At 33.6% G+C, this 21,209-nt stretch carries 14 protein-coding genes and 1 tRNA gene; 5 read left to right on the forward strand and 10 right to left on the reverse strand.

Going from position 1 to position 21,209, the window contains the following annotated elements:
* Positions 1-17 precede the first annotated feature (17 nt).
* The gene (locus ACNQF8_RS02400) at positions 18-1,352 is read right to left on the reverse strand and encodes a c-type cytochrome (RefSeq protein ID WP_417950649.1); all 1,335 of its coding nucleotides are present in this window, start codon (positions 1,350-1,352) and stop codon (positions 18-20) included.
* Positions 1,353-1,567: 215 nt separating this feature from the next.
* Here ACNQF8_RS02400 and ACNQF8_RS02405 point away from each other — a divergent pair, with 215 nt between their 5' ends.
* Positions 1,568-1,957, forward strand: coding sequence for an SPOR domain-containing protein (locus ACNQF8_RS02405; RefSeq protein ID WP_417952833.1), 390 nt, complete (start codon positions 1,568-1,570; stop codon positions 1,955-1,957).
* Between the two features lie 31 nt (positions 1,958-1,988).
* Here ACNQF8_RS02405 and ACNQF8_RS02410 read toward each other — a convergent pair whose 3' ends face one another.
* From ACNQF8_RS02410 to rimP, 4 genes are all read right to left on the reverse strand, one after another.
* A complete protein-coding gene (locus tag ACNQF8_RS02410) occupies positions 1,989-3,089 on the reverse strand; it encodes a DUF6563 family protein (RefSeq protein WP_417952834.1) in 1,101 nt (366 codons plus the stop codon).
* Between the two features lie 78 nt (positions 3,090-3,167).
* Complete coding sequence (infB, locus tag ACNQF8_RS02415) at positions 3,168-6,065, reverse strand: translation initiation factor IF-2 (RefSeq protein WP_417952835.1); 2,898 nt, start codon at positions 6,063-6,065, stop codon at positions 3,168-3,170.
* Positions 6,066-6,178: 113 nt separating this feature from the next.
* Positions 6,179-7,432 carry a transcription termination factor NusA gene (gene nusA, locus ACNQF8_RS02420; protein WP_131914962.1) on the reverse strand — a complete coding sequence of 418 codons (1,254 nt, stop codon included), beginning with the start codon at positions 7,430-7,432 and terminating at the stop codon, positions 6,179-6,181.
* A gap of 13 nt (positions 7,433-7,445) precedes the next feature.
* Positions 7,446-7,910 carry a ribosome assembly cofactor RimP gene (rimP, locus tag ACNQF8_RS02425; RefSeq protein WP_417950653.1) on the reverse strand — a complete coding sequence of 155 codons (465 nt, stop codon included), beginning with the start codon at positions 7,908-7,910 and terminating at the stop codon, positions 7,446-7,448.
* Positions 7,911-8,085: 175 nt separating this feature from the next.
* Between rimP and ACNQF8_RS02430 the strand changes: the two genes are divergently transcribed.
* Positions 8,086-8,910, forward strand: a complete 825-nt coding sequence (locus tag ACNQF8_RS02430) for a universal stress protein (protein WP_417952836.1) — start codon at positions 8,086-8,088, stop codon at positions 8,908-8,910.
* A gap of 140 nt (positions 8,911-9,050) precedes the next feature.
* On the opposite strand, the gene ACNQF8_RS02435 is transcribed toward ACNQF8_RS02430, so the two are convergent.
* A tRNA-Gln gene (locus ACNQF8_RS02435) sits at positions 9,051-9,121 on the reverse strand.
* Positions 9,122-9,359: 238 nt separating this feature from the next.
* On the opposite strand from ACNQF8_RS02435, the gene ACNQF8_RS02440 reads away from it, so the two are divergent.
* The gene (locus ACNQF8_RS02440; RefSeq protein WP_417952837.1) at positions 9,360-12,671 is read left to right on the forward strand and encodes a glycosyltransferase family 117 protein; all 3,312 of its coding nucleotides are present in this window, start codon (positions 9,360-9,362) and stop codon (positions 12,669-12,671) included.
* 82 nt (positions 12,672-12,753) lie between these two features.
* Positions 12,754-13,401: a polysaccharide deacetylase family protein gene (locus tag ACNQF8_RS02445; RefSeq protein WP_417950656.1), complete on the forward strand. Its 648-nt coding sequence runs from the start codon at positions 12,754-12,756 to the stop codon at positions 13,399-13,401.
* A 9-nt stretch (positions 13,402-13,410) separates the two neighbouring features.
* On the opposite strand, the gene ACNQF8_RS02450 is transcribed toward ACNQF8_RS02445, so the two are convergent.
* The 3 genes from ACNQF8_RS02450 to ACNQF8_RS02460 all read right to left on the reverse strand — a co-directional run bounded on the left by ACNQF8_RS02450 (position 13,411) and on the right by ACNQF8_RS02460 (position 16,693).
* Entirely contained in the window at positions 13,411-13,707 is a 297-nt protein-coding gene (locus tag ACNQF8_RS02450; RefSeq protein ID WP_099714276.1) for a thioredoxin family protein, read from the reverse strand.
* A gap of 73 nt (positions 13,708-13,780) precedes the next feature.
* Entirely contained in the window at positions 13,781-15,016 is a 1,236-nt protein-coding gene (locus tag ACNQF8_RS02455; RefSeq protein WP_417950657.1) for a metallophosphoesterase, read from the reverse strand.
* 177 nt (positions 15,017-15,193) lie between these two features.
* Entirely contained in the window at positions 15,194-16,693 is a 1,500-nt protein-coding gene (locus ACNQF8_RS02460; protein ID WP_417950658.1) for a hypothetical protein, read from the reverse strand.
* Between the two features lie 367 nt (positions 16,694-17,060).
* Between ACNQF8_RS02460 and polA the strand changes: the two genes are divergently transcribed.
* Positions 17,061-19,904, forward strand: a complete 2,844-nt coding sequence (gene polA, locus ACNQF8_RS02465; protein WP_417952838.1) for a DNA polymerase I — start codon at positions 17,061-17,063, stop codon at positions 19,902-19,904.
* 78 nt (positions 19,905-19,982) lie between these two features.
* Here polA and ACNQF8_RS02470 read toward each other — a convergent pair whose 3' ends face one another.
* Positions 19,983-21,005 carry a LacI family DNA-binding transcriptional regulator gene (locus ACNQF8_RS02470; RefSeq protein WP_417950660.1) on the reverse strand — a complete coding sequence of 341 codons (1,023 nt, stop codon included), beginning with the start codon at positions 21,003-21,005 and terminating at the stop codon, positions 19,983-19,985.
* Positions 21,006-21,209: the final 204 nt, after the last annotated feature.

Genomic DNA, 21,209 nt, shown 5'->3' on the forward strand with positions numbered 1-21,209 from the left:
AAATCTTAATAATTTGATTAATAGTGGCATTTACCACATTCTAAACCTCCCATTTGCGCTGCAGTCAACTTGTCTACACCGTATTTCTTAGAAAGTTCTTCATGAATTTTAGTATAGTATTCATTACCCTCCATCTTAACATCCGTTTTTCTGTGGCAATCAATACACCAACCCATTGTTAATGGAGCAAATTGCTTTTGAATTTCATACTCTTGAACTGGACCATGACACGTTTGACATTCAATTCCTGCAACAGTTACGTGTTGAGAGTGATTAAAGTAAACGAAATCAGGTAAATTATGAATACGAACCCATTTTACAGGCTGTGTTTTTCCAGTATAACTTTGAGTTGTTTTATCCCAACCAACAGCAGTATATAATTTTTGGATTTGCTCATCATAGAATGCTTTGCTGTATTCCGGAGTTGCAGTAGTTTCAGCAACTTCAGCAATATTCTTATGACAGTTCATACAAACATTCAATGATGGAATTCCTCCGTTTTTACTTACCCTAGCAGCAGAGTGACAGTATTTACAGTTAATTTCATTATCTCCAGCATGTATTCTGTGAGAGTAGTGAATTGGTTGAATCGGAGCATAATCCTGATCAACACCAACCTGCATTAAAAAACCGTACACAAAATAAGCACTCGCCAAAAGCAAGAATATCGCCGTAACTAAAACCAAAAACTGATTTCTCGCAAATGCTTTCCATATAGGAGTTGTTGGCGTTTTAGGAGCCGTCTCTATACCATTTGCTTTTGCAACTTTAGATAAAACCTTGTTTACCAAGAATAGCATTACAACCAGAATAACCATAACAAGTGCTAAAGCACCTAATATAATATTGTTTGAAATACCACTATCAACAGCTGGCTTACCAGGAACTTCAGCACCACCAGGTCCTGGAGCAGCAACTTCAGCTTTAGGCTCCGAAGTATAAGCAATGATGTTATCAATATCAGCATCTGATAATTGAGGAAAAGCAGACATTACAGCCTTATTATTTTCCTCAAACACTTTTACAGCCTGAGCATCCCCAGATTTAATTAAGTCTGAACTATTTTTTACCCACTTGTAAAGCCATGCCATCTCGTACTTAGCAGCAATACCCCTTAACATAGGACCTGTTGCTTTCGCATCTAATTTGTGACATGCAGCACAATTTGCATTAAACAATTCTTTACCTTTTACAGCATCTCCACCCGTCGCCGCAACTGGCGCAGCTGTTGCCGCATCAGCTGTAACTGCCGCAGCTTCTTGAGCAAATGAAGTTAAAGAGAAAATTACCGACAGGGCTATGCCTAAGACTAATTTTCTTGAGATCGAATTATGGTTACCCACCTTTTTCATATAGTATAATGATTATCTACTAAAAATTGGCACAGTTTTTTCTAATTGAATTATAAAAACTGATCCTTTATTTAAAAACTTCGACAAAAATACGACTTAAGAACTATTCTCAAAACCTTAAAATAGTCTTAATTTCAATTTATATTAATTCTAAATAACATTTAGTATTTGCTATCAATCATTAAATATTACTTTTGCACAAAAACAATCACATTATGAGAATTTTAGCCCTTAGAAAAGCATTTTTTATCTCTCTGATCTTAGTTATTTCCTATTGTAATGCAAACGCTCAAGACGGAAACATCAGAGTAAATCAAGACTCAAAATTCGAACAATTATTAAATGAAAAGAGAAAAACAAATGTTTCAAACACTGTAAATGGCTATTATAAAATTCAAATTTTCAGCGGAGACAGCGAAAAAGCAAAAAAAACATTAAATGATTTCAAACAAGAATTCAGAGATATAGATGGCACTATTGTTTTCTTTACGCCAAATTACAAAGTTTGGGTAGGTAATTTTAAAACACGAATCGAAGCAGAACGAAATCTAATCGAAATCAAAAAAAGATACAGTAATTTACATTTAATAAAGCCTAACAAATAAAAAAAAAGACACCTAATCAGGTGTCTTTTTTTTATTGTCCCAAAGTTACTTGGTAATACTTCTTAATAATATTTTTTTTATCGCCACTACTTTTATTACCATCTTTAAATTCTTTTAAAAGCTCCGGATAAGACGACAACATCACTTTCATCTCTCTATTAGATAAAAAGGATGGTTGCCCTGTATAACAATCAATAAGCATAGGAATTGATGCATCACCGGCCGCAGAAGCAATTGCAACTCCAATCAATCCAAACATCGCTCCCATAGCAATCGCATTATTAGAATTATAAATTACATTTTCAATGTAATACTTACCACTAATAATTTCCGTCTTGGCATAATGATTTGAACTTGCATATTTTGAAACATTAATGTAAAAATTTTCTCCATCGCTAAATCCATAATAATTCAGTTCTCCTGAATTAGTAGCTTTATTAAGCAAATAAAACTTTTCTTTTTTGTTCGTGATTTCAAACTTAGTACCATCTAATGGTTTTCCATTTAAAACATCAGCATAAGTCAAATAAACACCTTTGATCGGAACATCTGCAATCATTTTAGTTGTAATACTCTGATTAGCATCAAAAACTAAAGCCGTTTTATCGGTATCACTTGTTTTCATATAGCTATTCAAACATTCCTGCAAAACTTTCTTCAATCGTTCATCGTGCTTACCGGTAACATCCATACCGTTACTTTCTGTCGAAGCCGTATATGACCCTACGATATAATCAACACCATCTTTAGATTCTATAACATCAATTGCCAAAGTTGCATATACGGTCTCAGACATTGCTCGAGTAAGTTCAGAAACATACAAATCATTAATCCGGATAGAAATCTTAGGCTTATTCTCTTGCTTTGGACAAATAATGGAGAGATAATCAAAAAATTCTTCTGATAAAGGCTTCTCGAAATTAGCTAACACTTTTCTATTAAAACCTCCTTTTTGAACAGTTCCGATATTTTCTTTAAACTGTCTTCCATCATAAACATTTTCTACATAAAAATTAAAACCAACTGCTTTATCATTTTTATCTTTTAAAGAAACTTTATGGAATTCCGTTTTATTTTGAGAAAAGGCAACGGTGCTAACTACAACAAAAAATAATGCAAGTAATTTATTCATAAATTTAATTTTTAGTACGCTATAAAAATAAAAAAATCCCGATTGCTCGGGATTTTAATTATAAGATATATTGAAATTCTATTTCAATTTCTTTTTAACAGCTACTTCATGGTAGGATTCAATAACATCTCTTTCTTCGATGTCGTTGTATCCTTTTACTTGAATACCACAATCGTAACCTTTAGCAACTTCTTTCACATCGTCTTTGAAACGTTTCAGTGCTAAAAGCTCTCCTGTAAAGACAACTACACCTTCTCTAATAATTCTCATTTTAGCGCTTCTGACAATTTTACCGTCCATTACCATACAACCTGCAATTGAACCTACTTTAGAGATTTTGAATATCTCTCTAATCTCAGCAGTACCCAGAATTTCTTCTTTCATTTCAGGAGCTAACATTCCTTCCATTGCATCTTTCAAGTCATCAATAGCGGCGTAAATAATAGAGTAGTAACGGATATCGATTTCTTCTTTGTCTGCTAATTGTCTTGCATTTCCAGCAGGACGAACATTAAATCCAATGATAATCGCATCAGAAGCAGAGGCCAACATTACGTCAGTTTCTGTAATTGCTCCAACACCTTTATGGATAATATTGATTTGAATTTCTTCAGTAGATAATTTAGAGAACGAATCAGACAATGCTTCAACAGATCCATCAACATCTCCTTTAAGGATAATGTTCAATTCTTTAAATTGACCCAATGCAATTCTTCGTCCAATTTCGTCTAATGTAATGTGACGTTGTGTACGTACGGATTGCTCACGCATCAATTGAGAACGTTTCGAAGCAATTTGTTTCGCTTCTTTTTCGTCTTCAAAAATATTGAACTTATCACCCGCAGTTGCTGCTCCATCAAGACCAAGAACTGAAACCGGAGTCGAAGGACCCGCAACAGTAACTATATTCCCTCTTTCATCATGCATGGCTTTAATTTTACCATGATGCTTACCAGCCAACATATAATCTCCAATTTTCAACGTTCCATTTTGAACTAATATCGTAGAAACATATCCTTTTCCTTTATCAAGGAAAGCCTCAACAACAGTTCCAGAAGCCGCTTTATTTGGATTTGCTTTCAAATCTAAAAGTTCTGCTTCTAACAATACTTTTTCTAATAATTCCTTCACACCTGTTCCTACTTTAGCAGAAATGTCATGTGATTGAATTTTTCCACCCCAGTCTTCAACAAGTAAATTCATACCTGCTAATCTTTCTTTTACTTTTTCAGGATTAGCATTTGGCTTATCAATTTTATTGATAGCAAATATGATAGGAACCCCCGCCGCTTGAGCATGGCTAATTGCTTCTTTAGTTTGCGGCATTATGTCATCATCAGCTGCAATTACAATAATAGCAATATCTGTAACTTGAGCACCACGCGCACGCATCGCAGTAAACGCTTCGTGACCTGGTGTATCTAAGAATGCAATTTTTTGTCCGTTATCTAAAGTTACTCCGTAAGCACCAATATGTTGTGTAATTCCTCCAGACTCTCCTGCGATTACGTTTTCTTTACGAATGTAATCCAGTAACGATGTCTTACCGTGATCGACGTGACCCATTACCGTTACAATTGGCGCTCTGAAAACTAAATCTTCTTCTCTGTCTTCAACAACCTGAATTGCTTCTTCGATGTCTACAGTGATAAATTCAACTTCATAACCAAATTCATCAGCAACAATAGTTAACGTTTCTGCGTCAAGACGTTGGTTCATGGTAACCATGATTCCAAGTGACATACACGTACCAATAACTTTAGTAATTGGCACATCCATCATGATAGCAATTTCACCTACAGTAACAAATTCAGTAACCTTAATAGTTTTACTTCCTTCGTCAATAGCTCTTTGCTCATCATCAGATTTTTGACGGTGCGTATCTCTTTTATCTCTTCTATATTTAGCTGCTTTAGATTTACCACCTTTACCTTGTAGTTTCTCTAAAGTCTCTCTAATTTGATTTTTAACTTCTTCTTCTGTAGGCTCAACTTTTGCAACAATAGCAGGTCTGTTTCCTTTTACAAAACCAGGTCTAGCACTTCTGTTTGCATTGAATCCACCACCACCAGTATTAGGTGTAATCTTGTTAGGATTTGGCGCACCAGGAACCCCCGGTGTTGCAGGCGGTCTAGGAGCACCCGGTTTAGGAGCAATCCTTTTACGCTTGTTTTTATTTGCATTGGCTGCAGCCGAACCTGGAGCACCCGGTTTATTCGGAGTGATTTTTGGCTCTTCTTTTTTCTTTTTCGGCTTGTTGAATTGAGACAAATCAATTATCTGACCCGTTAAAGTAGTTCCCGATAGTTTTTGATATTGCGTTGTGATGGTTTCATCAACAGGCGCTTCATCAACTTTAACTGCCTCAGTTTTTGCAACCACTTTTGGTTCAGCAGGAACTTCTTTAGGAGTTTCTGTTTTTACCTCTTTTATCCCAACAATAGGTTTTACCTCTTTTTTGTCTGAAACAGGTTTCTCAGTTGACGGTTTTTCAGTTGATGGTTTCTCAGGTGAAACTTCTTTTGAGACAGCTTTTACTTCAGGCACATTAGCTACTGGAGCTTCTGCTTTTTCAACTGTTTTAACAGGCGCAACGATTGACGGTTTTTTTGGATTAAGATCAATCTTACCCACTTGAACCGGACCAGATATAATTGCTCTCGCTTTTATAACCTCTTGTTGTTTTACGCGCTCTTCCTCAATTTTACGTTTGTCTTCGATTTCTTTCTCTCGTTCTAAACGCAAAGCTTCTTTTTCTTTTCTTTTCTCTTCCCCTACTTCTTTAGAAGCCTCCTTATTCCCTTTGTCACCTGCAAACTGACCGCACAAGACATTGTATACATCATCAGAAATTTTTGCGTTTGGATTTGCTTCAATAGCAATCCCCTTATCTTTTAGATAATCCACAGCTCTTTCTAAAGAAATATTCAATTCCCTTAAAACTTTGTTTATTCTAATAATTCTCTCTTCAGACATAAAACCTTTTTATTATTACCTTTTTTGTTATTCCTCACTTTACTCCCAACTCGATACCTACCGAGCAAGAATTCATTGTAAAGTGGCATGTTTATCGTTGAAGATACATTTGACTAACTGTCAAATTCTTCTTTCAATATTCTCATTACGTCCAGAATTGTTTCCTCTTCTAGGTCTGTTCTTCTTACTAAATCTTCTACATCTTGTTTCAAGATACTTTTTGCTGTATCCAAACCAATTTTTGCAAATTCTTCGATAACCCAGTCTTCAATTTCATCTGAAAACTCAGTCAATTCAACATCATCCTCATCAGCTGTAGCACCTGCAACATCACCTTCACGAATAACGTCTAGCTCATAACCAGTCAATAAACCCGCTAATTTAATGTTGTGTCCACCACGACCAATTGCTTTTGAAACTTCTTCAAGCTTCAAGAAAACTTCTGCTCTTTTTGTTTCTTCATTTATTTTAATAGAAGAAACTTTTGCAGGACTTAATGCTCTCGTGATATACAATTGAATGTTACTTGTATAATTGATAACGTCGATATTTTCGTTTCCTAATTCACGAACGATTCCATGGATACGAGATCCTTTCATACCTACACAAGCTCCTACAGGATCAATTCTGTCGTCATAAGAATCTACAGCTACTTTTGCTTTTTCGCCAGGAATTCTTACCACTTTTTTAACCATAATTAAACCGTCAAACACTTCAGGGATTTCTTGTTCAAATAATTTTTCTAAAAACTTCTCAGAAGTTCTAGACATAATAATTTGAGGTTTATTTCCTTTTAATTCAACGCTTTCTATTATTCCTCTAACATTATCTCCTTTACGGAAAAAGTCAGAAGGTATTTGTTTTTCTTTTGGTAAAATAATTTCATTTCCTTCATCATCAACCAAAATCACGACTCTTGGACGCACATGGTGTACTTCAGCAGTATAGATATCACCTATTAAATCTTTAAATTGTTTATAAAGATTTGTGTTATCATGTTCATGAATTTTAGAAATTAAATTCTGACGTAAAGCTAAAATTGCTCTTCTTCCTAAATCAATTAATTTCACTTCTTCGGAAACTTCTTCACCAATTTCGAAATCAGGCTCTATTTTTCTAGCTTCAGTCAAAGTGATTTCAAGATGATCAAAATCTAAGTCTTCATCCGCAACGATTACTCTTCTCTGCCATATCTCCATATCTCCTTTATCAGGATTTATAATGATATCGAAATTATCATCTGAACCGTATTTTTTCTTCAATGCATTTCTAAATACATCTTCCAAAATTGCCATAAGCGTTACACGATCAATAAGTTTATCATCTTTAAACTCTGAGAATGAATCGATTAATGCTAAATTTTCCATGCGAATTCTTTAATTAAAATGTTACTGTAACAATTGCTTCTTTTATATCTACGTAAGGTAATTTAAGCTCTTTTTGAACTGTCTCTTTCCCTTTTCCTATCTTTTTAGGCTCTCTTGCTTTCCAAGACAAAATTACAAAATCATCATTAGCATCCACTAATTCTGCTTCAATAATTTCAACCGAAGTCTTCACAATCAATGTTCGACCTATATTTTTCTTGTATTGTCTTATTAATTTCAATGGTGACCCAACTCCTACTGAAGCTACTTCCAGAGAGTAATCTTGTTCCTCTCTATCTAGATTACTATCTATGAATTTACTCACATCTATGCAATCTTGAAGTGCCACTCCATTATCACCGTCCAAAGTCACAATAACCTTGAAAGCATCAGTAATGATAAGGTCTATCAAAAAAATTGATGGCTTTTCTAACAAGCCTTCCGTCAACAACGTATTTACTTTTTCTTTAAATGTCATATTTTTATAAAAAGAGGGGACATTTAGTCCCCTCATTATCTAGATTTTAATAAATAACGGTGCAAATATAGTGTTTTTTTTATAAACTAAAATAATCGATTGCTCTAAAATAATTTCTTATCTTTATAGGAGCATTAAAATAACAGTTTTTATCATAATTTAACACTTTATAATTATGAAACGAATTTTAGTCCCTACCGATTTTTCTGAATATGCTGAAAACGCTTTAAAAATTGCCGCCATAATTGCAAAAAATAATAATTGTGAAATTTTTTTGTTGCATTTATTGGAATTACCGAACCAAATGAATGACGCACTAACTGGCGGAAGCAGCATCCCCGAAGTAATGTTGTTTATAAAAAAAGCAAACGAAACACTCCAAAAAATCAAAGAGCAACCCTATTTAAATGGGATTTCAGTAAATGCATCGGTACAATTCGAAAGAGCTTTTAGCGGCATTTTATCTTTTAATAAAAAAAATGAAATTGATTTAATTGTAATGGGTTCACACGGAACTTCCGGCATCGAAGAAGTACTTATTGGATCCAACACCGAAAAAGTAGTTCGACTGTCAGAAATCCCGGTATTGGTTATAAAAAAGAATATTCGTGACTTTAAATTCAACAACTTTGTATTTGCTTCTGATTTTTCGAAAGAAATTAAAAAACCTTTCAAAAAAATGATAGAATTTGCCAAAATATTCAATGCAAATCTATACTTAGTTATGATTTGCACACCTAACAGCTTTAAAACTACAAAAATGTCCGAGGAGATAATGAAAAAATTCATCGCCTCTTTTGAAATCGAAAATTACTCTACACACATCTACAATGACGTTAATATAGAAAACGGAATTGTCAATTTCACCAATAGCATTGATGCTGATTTAATAGGCCTTTGCACACATGGAAGAACAGGATTTGCTCACTTCTTCAACGGTAGCATCAGTGAAAACTTAGTCAACCACACTGTTAAACCGGTAATAACTTTCAAGATTTAATTAATCCAAAAGGAAAATTAAATAAAATGATCTAAAACCAACCTCTCGTTTATCAAAGCCATTTCTATAAAATAAAGCCCAAAAAACAATCTGTTAAATTTATTCCATAAAAAAACCCCTCAAGAAAGAGGGGTTTTACGTTGGTCTACAAGGACTCGAACCTTGAAAGACTGCACCAAAAACAGTTGTGTTACCATTACACCATAGACCAGCATTGCTGCTAAGCGAGTGCAAATTTAAAATAAATTTTAGTTTGTACAAATTTATTTTGCCTTTTTATGAAAAAAAATTTGCTAAAAATTAAAATCAACTTCAAAAAATCACAAAAAACCTTTACACTCAATGTGTTATTGAAATGTAATACTTTTCCAGAAAATATTGTTAATGCTATCAGGGTTAAACAAAAAAACATTTTCTTTGTAACTCAAAATTAAATTAAATTTTAGTACATGGATAAAGCAGCATTCAATTTCAATAAATGGAATACAATTATTGGTTGGCTTACATTTGGAATAGCATTATTAACATACACTTTAACTGTTGAACCCACAATGAGTTTTTGGGATTGTGGTGAATACATAGCCACAGCAGCAAAACTTGAAGTAGGTCATCCTCCCGGAGCGCCTTTATACCAAATGATTGGTGCATTTTTCGCCATGTTTGCTTCAGACAACACACAAATTGCATTAATGGTAAACATGATGTCTGTGTTTTCCAGTGCATTTACCATTTTATTCTTATTTTGGTCTTCATCGATAGTATTAAAAAAAATAGTTTCTCGATTTTCTGACCTGAGCCAAAAAGGCGAAAAGACGGAGCAGACAAATAAAAGCAATGACATTGTTATTCTTGGAAGTTCATTCGTAGGAGCTTTAGCCTATACTTTCTCAGATAGTTTTTGGTTCAATGCCGTAGAAGCCGAAGTCTATGCTATGGCATCTTTACTTATTGCTTTATTATTTTGGCTGGGTTTACGATGGGAACAAGACATGGACAAGCCAAGAGGAAACAAATGGCTTTTAATCATATCTCTTGTTGTCGGGCTTTCTTTTGGAGTCCATTTCATGGCATTATTAACAATTCCAGCGATAGGTTTCCTTTATTTTTTCAAAAACTATAAAGTAGTTACTCTCAAAAATTTCATCATTGCAAATGTTGTTGTTATTGCCATTCTATTATTTATTTTCAAATTACTTCTTCCTTTGACTATGGGATTCTTTGGTAAAACCGAAGTTTTCATGGTCAACAATTTAGGATTACCATTTGACTCAGGAACCATGTTTGTTGCTTTAGTCTTAATTGCTTTCTTTTACTTTGGATTAAAATACACCAAACAAAAAGGTTTTGCATTCTACAATACTATAATCCTTTGCATATTATTTATTTTAATTGGTTTCTCTACATGGATGATGTTACCCATCAGAGCAAATACCAATACCGTAATTAACGAAAATAAACCTTCGGATGCAGCTGAAGTTCTTGCCTACTACAACAGAGAACAATACGGTGTAAATCCTTTGTTTTACGGCCCTCAATATACCGAAGCTTTTGCTGGTTTAGACAAGAACAATCCTTACTTAGATAAAGCGCCCAATTACGAAAGAGATTATAAAACAGGGAAATATATTATTACGAATAATTTCAAAAATGCTGAGCAAAATACCGATAACAATCAGAAAACTATTTTGCCAAGAATGTGGAGCGGTGAGCACATCGAGAACTACATGAATTTTACAAATCCGCCTCAATTCAGATTAAATCCTGATTATCCATATGAGGATGATTTAGCCAAATACGGTATCGATCCGAGTCAATTGAGCGAGGAAGATTATAACAAGGCAATTGCTCAACTGAAAAATGAAACTGAAAAAATTGTTACTGAATTCAGACAAGCTTACGCTCAAAATCAAATTGACAACGAAGGCTATGTTACGTTCCTGAAAAGCTATGGTGATTATTTAATTGTTGAAAAACCAACAACTGCTGACAATTTAGGGTTCATGGTTGAATACCAGTTTGGCTACATGTACTGGAGATACTTGATGTGGAATTTTGTTGGTAGACAAAATGATGTCCAAGGAAAATACGACTATCTCGATGGGAACTGGCTTAGCGGTATATCATTTATAGACGAATTACACTTAGGAAGTCAAGCCAATCTTCCTTCGGATGTATTGAACAATAAAGGTCGAAATGTGTATTTCTTTCTGCCACTTATTCTCGGCTTAATCGGTTTAATGTATCACGCCAATAAAGACTTAAAAAGTTTCTATGTATTACTCGCCTTATTCCTTTTTACGGGAATAGCATTAAAAATTTACTTAAACGAAAGACCTTTCGAACCTAGAGAAAGAGATTACGCCTTAGTAGGTTCCTTTTATGTATTTGCCATTTGGATAGGCTTTGGTGTTTATGCATTATATGAAAGTGCCCAGAAATATCTAGCTCCAAAACTGGCAGGTCCTATTATTATTGCAGCCAGCTTACTAGCAGCTCCAGTTCTTATGGCTTCTCAAAACTGGGATGATCACGACCGTTCTGGAAAATATACTGCTGTTGCAATGGCAAAAGCATATCTGGAATCATGTGATCCTGACGCTATTTTATTCACGATTGGTGATAACGATACGTTCCCGCTTTGGTACGCACAAGAGATTGAAAAAGTAAGAACGGATGTCAAAATTGTGAACACGAGCCTTTTCATGACAGATTGGTATATCGATCAGATGAAAACTAAAACATACGAATCAGATGCTCTTCCTATTTCATTTACACACGATGAATATGTAGGTGATAAACTGGATTATGTAGCTCACATTCCAAAAGTTGAAAGCCGTTGGGATATAAAAGACTTCATCAATTTTATCAAAAATCCAAAATCAACTGTAGACATGCAAAATGGACAAACAATCCATTTTTACCCTACAAATAAGATTCGAATTCCTGTTGATAAAAATACAATCATCAAAAATAAAGTAGTTAATCCTAAACACAATGATTCTATTGTTCCTTACATTGACTTGGACATCAAAGGAAATGCATTGTACAAAAACAGATTGATGATGCTTGATATTGTTGCTAATAACAATTGGAAAAGACCAATCTATTTTAGCGGTGGCGCATTTGACAGCGAAGATTATATATGGATGAAAGAATACCTTCAATTAGAAGGAATAGTTTACAAACTTGTTCCAATAAGAACCGCTTTGTCAAAAGATGCAAGTCCACTTGATATGGGACAAATAGATTCTGATAAAATGTATGCTAAAGTAATGAAATGGGATTGGGGCAATGGCGAAAGTCCAAAAATTTATCACGACCCTGAAACGCGTAGAAATAGCATAACATACAGAACCAACCTTTCAAGATTAATGAATCAGTTAATTGTTGAAGGACAAAAAGATAAAGCAAAAAAAATTATCGATTTGGCAATGACAAAAATGCCTGTGGAATATTTTGACTATTACTCTTTAGTAGAACCATTCGCTGGAGGATATTACAAGATCGATGAGAAATTAAAAGCACAACAATTGTTGGATAAATTAATTCTAAAATACAGAGAGAACCTTAATTATTATGGCAATCTAAAATCTTCTGAGCAAACTAGTATTGCCATTCCTATTATCACTGATATTGAGCGATACAGAAGTCTTTTGACCGTAATGAAAGAAAATGGCGATTTAGATTTTTATAATAAAAACAAAATTGTATTCAACACTTACATTAAAATGTTTGACCGCTTTGGACGCGAAAAAGAATAATTTTAAACAAAAAAGATCCTGATTAGAAAAGGTAGCGATATTGAAAAATGTCGCTATTTTTTTTTAATTTTAAAACTAAAAAATGAAATTTTACTGGATAAAGACAAATTGGCTTATAAAAAAAATATTCTCAAATTATACTTGGGATTTTCCCAATGCTGGAAACAGCAATACAGTCTACCTCACATTTGATGATGGACCTATTCCAGAAGTCACAGAATGGGTTTTGGATGAATTAAAAAAGTATAACGTAAAAGCTACTTTTTTTTGCATTGGAGACAATATTGATAAAAACCCTGAAATATTCAAAAAGGTAATTAGCGAAGGTCACTCTATAGGAAATCATACTTTTAATCATTTGAACGGATGGAAAACGCCAACAGAAACCTATATTGAGAACACAAAACGATGCGAAGAAACGATTCAAAAAAACAGTTCCTCTAATCTAAAATCTACTCTATTTCGTCCACCTTATGGGAAGATAAAAGCATCTCAATCTAAAAAAATTAGAAAACTTGGCTACAAAATAATTATGTGGGACGTACTTAGTGCTGATTTTGATCAAACTTTATCGCAGGAAAAATGCTTAGAAAATGTACTATCAAATCTAAGACCAGGAAGTGTAATTGTTTTCCACGACAGCATAAAAGCTTTCAAAAACTTAGCATATGTATTGCCTAAAACATTAGCTTATTTAAAAGAAAATAATTTTAATTGTGAGGTGTTGTAATGAAATACGTTACAATTGTTCTTGAACAATACTAATAATAGTGTTCGCATCTAATTCTCCAGATTGTCTCCATATCATTTGACCTTGTTTGTAAATCATCAACGTAGGCAAACCTTTAATACGCAAAGCATCTGCTAATTCTTGATTCTTATCCACATCAATCTTTATGACTTTTGCTTTATCGCCAAGAGCGGCTGCTACATCTCTAATTACAGGATGCATTGAAACTGAAGGCTCATTCCATTCTGTGTAAAAGTCTATTAACACAGGTACTTGAGCATTTATAAGTTCTCCAAATTTTGACATAAAACCAAAAATTTAATTTTTTAAATTCACTAAAAAGAGATATTTATTTTACAAATGTAGCATTTTAAACGAATTATGCCACATTAACACCTTTTTTTAGTTCGATGACCGTTATTTCCGGCATGATTCCTACTCTGCCAGGATAGGCATGAAACCCAAAACCTCTATTTACATAAACGTATCGCCCTAGATTTTCGTACAAACCAGCCCATTGTTTGTAAACATATTGTGCCAAACTCCATTTAAAATAACCCGGAATTTCGATTCCAAATTGCATTCCGTGTGTATGACCCGAAAGCGTGAGGTGATAATGCTTCTCATCATGTTGCACAACATGCTCCCAATGTGAAGGATCATGGCTCATCAAAATCTTGAAATCTTCTTTCTTTAAAGACCCCGCAGCTTTGTTCAAATCTCCAGCCTGTTTGAAGTTATGACCCCAGTTTTCGACACCAACCAATGCTATTTTGGCATCTCCTTTTTCGATAAAAGTATGCTCATTCAGTAATAAATTGAAACCAATTTCCCCATACAAACTTTTTATAGCTTTGAAATTATCTTCTTTTGCCGCTTCTGATGGCCAAGTTACATATTCTCCATAATCGTGATTCCCTAAAACGGAATATTTTCCATACTCATGTTTTTTAATCCTGTTAAAGGTCTCTATCCAAGGATGCATTTCTTTGGCGTCAGTATTCACAATATCTCCGGTAAACAAAATCAAATCTGAGTTTTGTTCGTTGACTAAATCTATTGCATAATTAATTTTCTCCGGATTATCAAAACTTCCGCTGTGAACATCTGATATTTGAGTAATCGTAAAACCATCAAAAGCATCTGGTAAATCCGGAAAAAATATACGCTGCTTGATAACTTTATAATTGTATTTGCCTATAGTCACTCCATATATTAAAGATAAAAAAGGAACAGCTGCGAGCCCAAGACCTACCTGGCTGATAAATTTTCTTCTTGAATTTAGAAAGTCTGTGTTTTTATCATAATTAGCAAAATAGTTAACAGTTCCGGCACCTAATCTAAAGATGTCTTCTCCCATTAATATCAATGTCAAAATTAATTTTGGAACATAAACAATAAGCAGCAAACCCATGATAACCATCATTTGTTTGGTTTGACCTACGCTTCGGTCAAATTGCATCAAAGAATAAACGATATATACTAAAACCAATATGCTAATACCCTGAATTGAATACAATACTGGCTTTGATTTTATTAAAGTTTTTAATACTTGAAAAGTATAAAGCTCAATAATAAGAAGGATTAAGCACAAGAATACGATACGAAAAATCATTTTAAAAAATTTTTAACAAAATAACAAAACAATTAATCAAAATGGTTTTTTATTAATTAAAATTTAACGGTTGATTGAACTTAAAAAAGCACCCTGAATTTAAAAATATGAATTACAATTAAAAACCGCATTATTTAGTTTAAAAATAATGCGGTTTCTAAATTATATAAGCTTTTACTATTTCAGAACTAATGTCATATTTGGAGTTATCATATTGTCAGTGATCATAGTAGAGGTGTAACGCTGAGCATATACTTCAATAGAATCATTCATATTCAATTCAACTAAAGCATTTAATGGCAATACAATAATATCACTTGCAACAGTTCCCCGTCCATAAATTTTATATTGCGTAACTACCGCACCATTTTTCGCAATATAAATTATGTAAGTTCCTGGATTTGTAACTTGAAAGGAAATTGAGCCAGTAACTTGGAAAAACCTCTTCTTTTTTCCAAGATAAACTAATTTATTATTAGTTGCTGGACTTCCTGTAGAAAATCTAAATAAATTTGACGAAGCAGAAGTCCCTGCTACTTTAACAATATTACTAGGATTAGATGTATTAAAACCCGTAGATGCCCCTGAACCTACTGCATAATCTACAGAAAACTCCCCAACCGCGGTAGCATCAGTTTCATTTGGAATTCCTGCACAACGAACATTCCAATTGTTATTAAAATTATATCCTGTATAACTTCCAACTGTATATCCGTTTACATATTTCCCGGTAGTTACAGTTCCTGTAAAAACAACAGTCTCCATAACAGCATCTCCAGTTATTGTTGGATTAGAAGACACATCAAAACCAACGGCTGCTCCAGAAACCTCGCTAAAACCTCCTTGTTTTTGCACTAAACCAAATGTACCTTGTAATTTTTCATAAGTCCCTCCATTATTACTAAACCACGCAGCATTACTCAACAATAATTTACTGATAGAATCATAAACAATACCAGTAGTATTTCCAACATATTGAACTATACTGACAAAAACTAATCCAAAACCAGTTATAGAACCCACATTAGAAGAACCTGCAATTACTGTATCTCTAATAATTATATTTTCTGTTGCTGCTCCACTTAAGTTAAAAACTTTCCCTCCTCCGGTAACTTGAATGGTAACATTTCTAATACTTCCTCCTGTTGCACCATCAAACAGATTTCCAGATGTTCTAACTAATTTATCCTCATTAGCATCCTGACCTGAAATATAAGCGTTGTTTAAATCAATTGGCAAATCAAAAATTATGGTCCCATTTATTTCATAATAGGTATTAACATCCAAAACATACTTTGTATTACTTCCTGCAGCCTTCTCTGCCGCCAAAACTGTCGCTAAAACATCTGTAGATTTTATACGTTTAAACTTTAATCTACCAGTTGTACCACTATTTATTACATTCCATGATGTTATAGTTGAATTGTAATGATAAAAAGATTTCAAATCTGTATCATAAACCATTAAACCATCAGCAGGAGACGCAATAGCCGCTCTTTGTACAGTTGTCATTCTGGGCGTCAACATCCCTTGGGTTGTTGATGAAACATCCAATACAGAACTTGCATGTGGCGTAATCGTTCCTATACCTACTTGGGCAAACACATTTGTTGTTATTATCATGAAAAATAACACACAGGCTTGTAATACCTTTTTTGAAAAATAATTTTTTCTCATAATATAACGAATTAAAGATTTAATATAAATAGCCTCACTGGGCTTAAAACTCTGTGTGTAAATTTACGCAAAACAACGTTTAAATACATAAATAATCGATTAAAAGTATCTTTTTATTAAATGTATATTTATATTCTTACAATTTAATTGTTTAAAAATAATTATGCGTAACAGATTAATAACAATTTTCTTTCAAATCATTATTCGCAATATTTCTCGAAATAAAAAATTGATTACAAAATTTTCCAGTCGAAATTTTCAGAAAACAAAAAAAGAGACACCTGTATCAATCATAAGAAATATTTCAAACCTTCACTCCTTTATCTCACAAGTTTTGTACTTTTGAAAACTTTACAAAATCACAATTATGTCACAACAAAAAAGACTTTTCCTTCTTGATGCCTATGCTTTAATCTTTAGAGGTTATTATGCTTTTATAAAAAATCCAAGAATCAACTCTAAAGGAATGGACACATCAGCCATTATGGGTTTCATGAATTCCTTAATGGATGTAATTAAAAGAGAAAAACCAGACCATTTAGCCGTTGCCTTTGATAATGGTGGAAGTCAATTGAGAAATGATATTTTTCCAGAATACAAAGCCCATCGCGACGCTACTCCCGAAGCTATTAAAATTGCGATTCCTTATATCCAAGATTTACTAAAAGCCATGCATATTCCTATTATAGAAGTAAAAGGATATGAAGCTGATGATTTAATTGGAACTATAGCTAAACAAGCAGAAAAACAGAATTACAAAGTCTTTATGGTTACGCCGGATAAGGATTTTGCACAACTGGTTTCTGAAAACATATTCATGTATAAACCTGCCCGAATGGGTAATGGAATTGAAATTTGGGGAATTCCAGAGGTTTTGGCAAAATTTGAAATCGAAAGACCAGACCAAGTAATCGACTTTCTTGGAATGATGGGTGACGCTGCCGATAATATTCCAGGACTTCCTGGTGTAGGCGAAATAACGGCTAAGAAACTGTTGAAGGAATTTGGAACAATGGAAAATCTTTTAGCAAATACTGACAAGCTAAAGGGGAAAATGAAAGAAAACATTGAAGCCAACAAAGAAAAAGGATTATTATCTAAAACCTTGGCGACAATTTTACTGGATTGCCCCGTTATTTTTGACGAAGCCGATTATGAATTATCAACTCCCGATGTTGAAAAAACAGATGCACTTTTCAACGAATTAGAATTCAGGAGAATGGCGGAACAATTTGACGCCATATTCAAAAAAGGCGGAAGTACAACCGCCAACAGCAATTCGGTTGACGAAACTAAATTGTATAAAAAACCACAACCTAAAAACGAAGAACAGTTCGACCTTTTTGGAAGTGCCATCCAGGATGATTCTTCAGAAGAAACCCGTCATCAATATTACAGTTCATTAGAAAACACAGCGCATTCCTATCAGATAATTCAAGGTGATTTAGGATTGAAATTGCTGTTGCAGAATTTACAAAAACAAACTTCAGTATGTTTTGATACGGAAACCACCGGACTTGATGCTTTGCACGCCGAATTAGTGGGAATATCATTTTCGTATGAAAAAGGAAAGGGATTCTATGTTCCATTTCCGGAGAATCAAGAAGAAGCACACGTTTTAATTGAGAAATTCATTCCTTTTTTCGAAAATGAAAACATCGAGAAAATTGGTCAGAATTTAAAATATGATTTAAAAATTCTTTCTAATTATAACATTACAGTAAAAGGGAAACTATTTGATACGATGATTGCACATTATCTGATTAATCCGGATATGCGTCATAATATGGATATTTTATCGGAAACATATTTGAAATATTCACCTCAATCCATTGAAACCTTAATTGGTAAAAAAGGAAAAAACCAAAAATCAATGCGTGACGTTGAACTGGAGGAAATCAAAGAATATGCCGTTGAAGATGCCGATGTAACCTTGCAACTTAAGGAAATATTCACCTTAGAATTGGATAAAACCGGAACCAAGAAACTTTTTGAGGAAATCGAAATTCCATTAGTAAAAGTTTTAGCTGATATGGAAAAAGAAGGAATTCGTGTTGATGTGGATTTTTTAAAATCACTGTCAAAAACATTAGACGATGACATTAAAATATTAGAAGCAAACATTTTTGAAACTGCCGGAGAGAAATTCAATTTGGCCTCCCCGAAACAACTGGGTGATGTTTTATTCGATAAATTGAAAATTGGAGGCGTAAAACAAAAGAAAACCAAAACCGGTCAATATGCAACCGGAGAGGAAATCTTAAGTTATTTAGCTGCTGAAAACCCTATTGTAAAAGCTATTCTGGATTGGAGACAATTAGTAAAATTACAAAACACTTATGTCGAGGCTTTGCCAAACCAAGTAGACAAAATCACAAATCGAATTCATACCGATTATATGCAAACCGTTGCGGCAACTGGTCGTTTGAGTTCAAATAATCCCAACTTACAAAACATCCCTATTCGTACTGAACGCGGAAGACAAATAAGGAAAGCATTTGTGGCCCGAGATGAAAATTACACGTTGGTTTCTGCGGATTATTCTCAAATAGAATTGCGTGTAATTGCTGCATTAAGCGGTGAAGAAAACATGATTAAGGCATTCCAAAATCATGAAGACATTCACAAATCTACTGCTTCAAAAGTATTTAATGTGCCGCTGGAAGAAGTAACTCGCGAACAACGAAGTCATGCCAAAACGGTAAATTTTGGAATTATATATGGGGTTTCGGCTTTTGGATTGAGCAATCAAACTAACTTATCTCGCAAAGAGAGCGCTGATTTAATTGAGGCCTATTACCAAACCTATCCAAGATTAAAATCCTACATTCAAGAACAAATAGATTTCGCGAGAGACAATGGTTATGTACAAACAATCCTAGGACGTCGTCGTTATTTGAAAGATATCAATTCGCAAAACGCCATTGTACGTGGTGGTGCAGAGCGAAATGCGGTAAATGCACCAATTCAAGGAAGTGCTGCCGATATTATCAAAATTGCAATGATCAATATTCATGAAAAATTAATTTCGGAAAATTGGAAAAGCAAAATGTTGTTACAGGTTCATGATGAACTTGTGTTTGACGTACATAATGATGAACTAGAAAAAATCAAACCAATGATTAAACATGAAATGGAACATGCTTTCAAGTTAGAAGTTCCCTTAGATGTTGATTTAGGAGCTGGTAAAGATTGGCTGGAAGCGCATTAAAATTAATTTCACTCAAAAAAAATCTCTAATCATTCAAAAACGATTAGAGATTTTTTTTGCTGTATATAAAATGAGTTGCTACAATTTTCTTGTTGACTCTCTTTCTTTCAATTTTGTTTTAATGACAACCGTTTCATATGGAATATGCTCTTCTTTAGATTCTAATCTGTCAATAAGTAATTTAGCGGCCACTTCTCCTATTTCTATTCCGTGCTGACTTACCGTAGTTAAACTTGGAGACAATCTACGGGAAGCTAAAATTCCATCGGCAAAACCAATGATAGAAATATCTTCTGGTACTTTATATCCTTTTTTAAGCGCAATACGCAAAGCCGCTACGGAGTCATTTTCCTCAAGAGCAAAGATTCCGTCTATTTTGTTATCAAATACTTTTTTAATTTTATCCTTTAAATCATCTTCGGAATCAGTTCTTAAAATAATATCATTATTGACAGCAATATTGTTATTCTCCAATGCTTTCAAATATCCATCGGTTCTTAATTTACCCACACTCAAATTATCAATGGAGGACAACAAAGCAATATGTCTACATCCTAAATCAATTAAATGCTGAGTTGAATTTAAAGCCGAATCAAAATCATCAACAATTACTTTATCACAATCAACGCCGTCTGCAATTCGATCAAACATAACAATAGGAGTTCCGTCATTAATAATTGCAGAGAAATGTTCGTAATCATGATTTTTTTGTGCTTCTTCAGAAACAGAAACAATAAATCCATCAATGGTTCCATTACTTAGCATCTCTAGAGTATGGGCTTCTTTTTCTGCTGATTCGTTAGAGATACACATAATAACATTGTATCCTTTTTCATCAGCGATTTTCTCGATACCGCTAAATACTTTGGCAAAAAAGGAATTCAGAATATTTGGAATAATAACACCAATGGTTTTGGTTTTTCTGTTTTTAAGATTCAAACCAATTACATTTGGTTTGTAATTTTTAAGCTTTGCGTATTCTTTAATTTTAACCTTTGTCTGTTCGCTAATCTCCGGACTATCGTTCAACGCTTTAGAAACTGTAGAAACAGAAACATTCAGTTCTTTAGCGATTTGCTTTAAAGTTGCTTTAGCTTTCATAAGGAGATATTTGAAGTGATTTTAATAATAAAAAAAGTAACAAGATATGAATAATTAGAATATTACCCACTAAAAAGACAAAAATAGCCAATAAAAAGTAAAATTTGCTGCTGAAAATTAGAAATGTACAATAATATTTAATCAAAACGATAGCACATTGGATTCAACTCAGGCAGAAGTGAGAAACACAAATTCAATCTTAGA

The organism is Flavobacterium labens, from assembly GCF_048286755.1.
In the GTDB taxonomy this organism is placed as follows: Bacteria; Bacteroidota; Bacteroidia; order Flavobacteriales; family Flavobacteriaceae; genus Flavobacterium.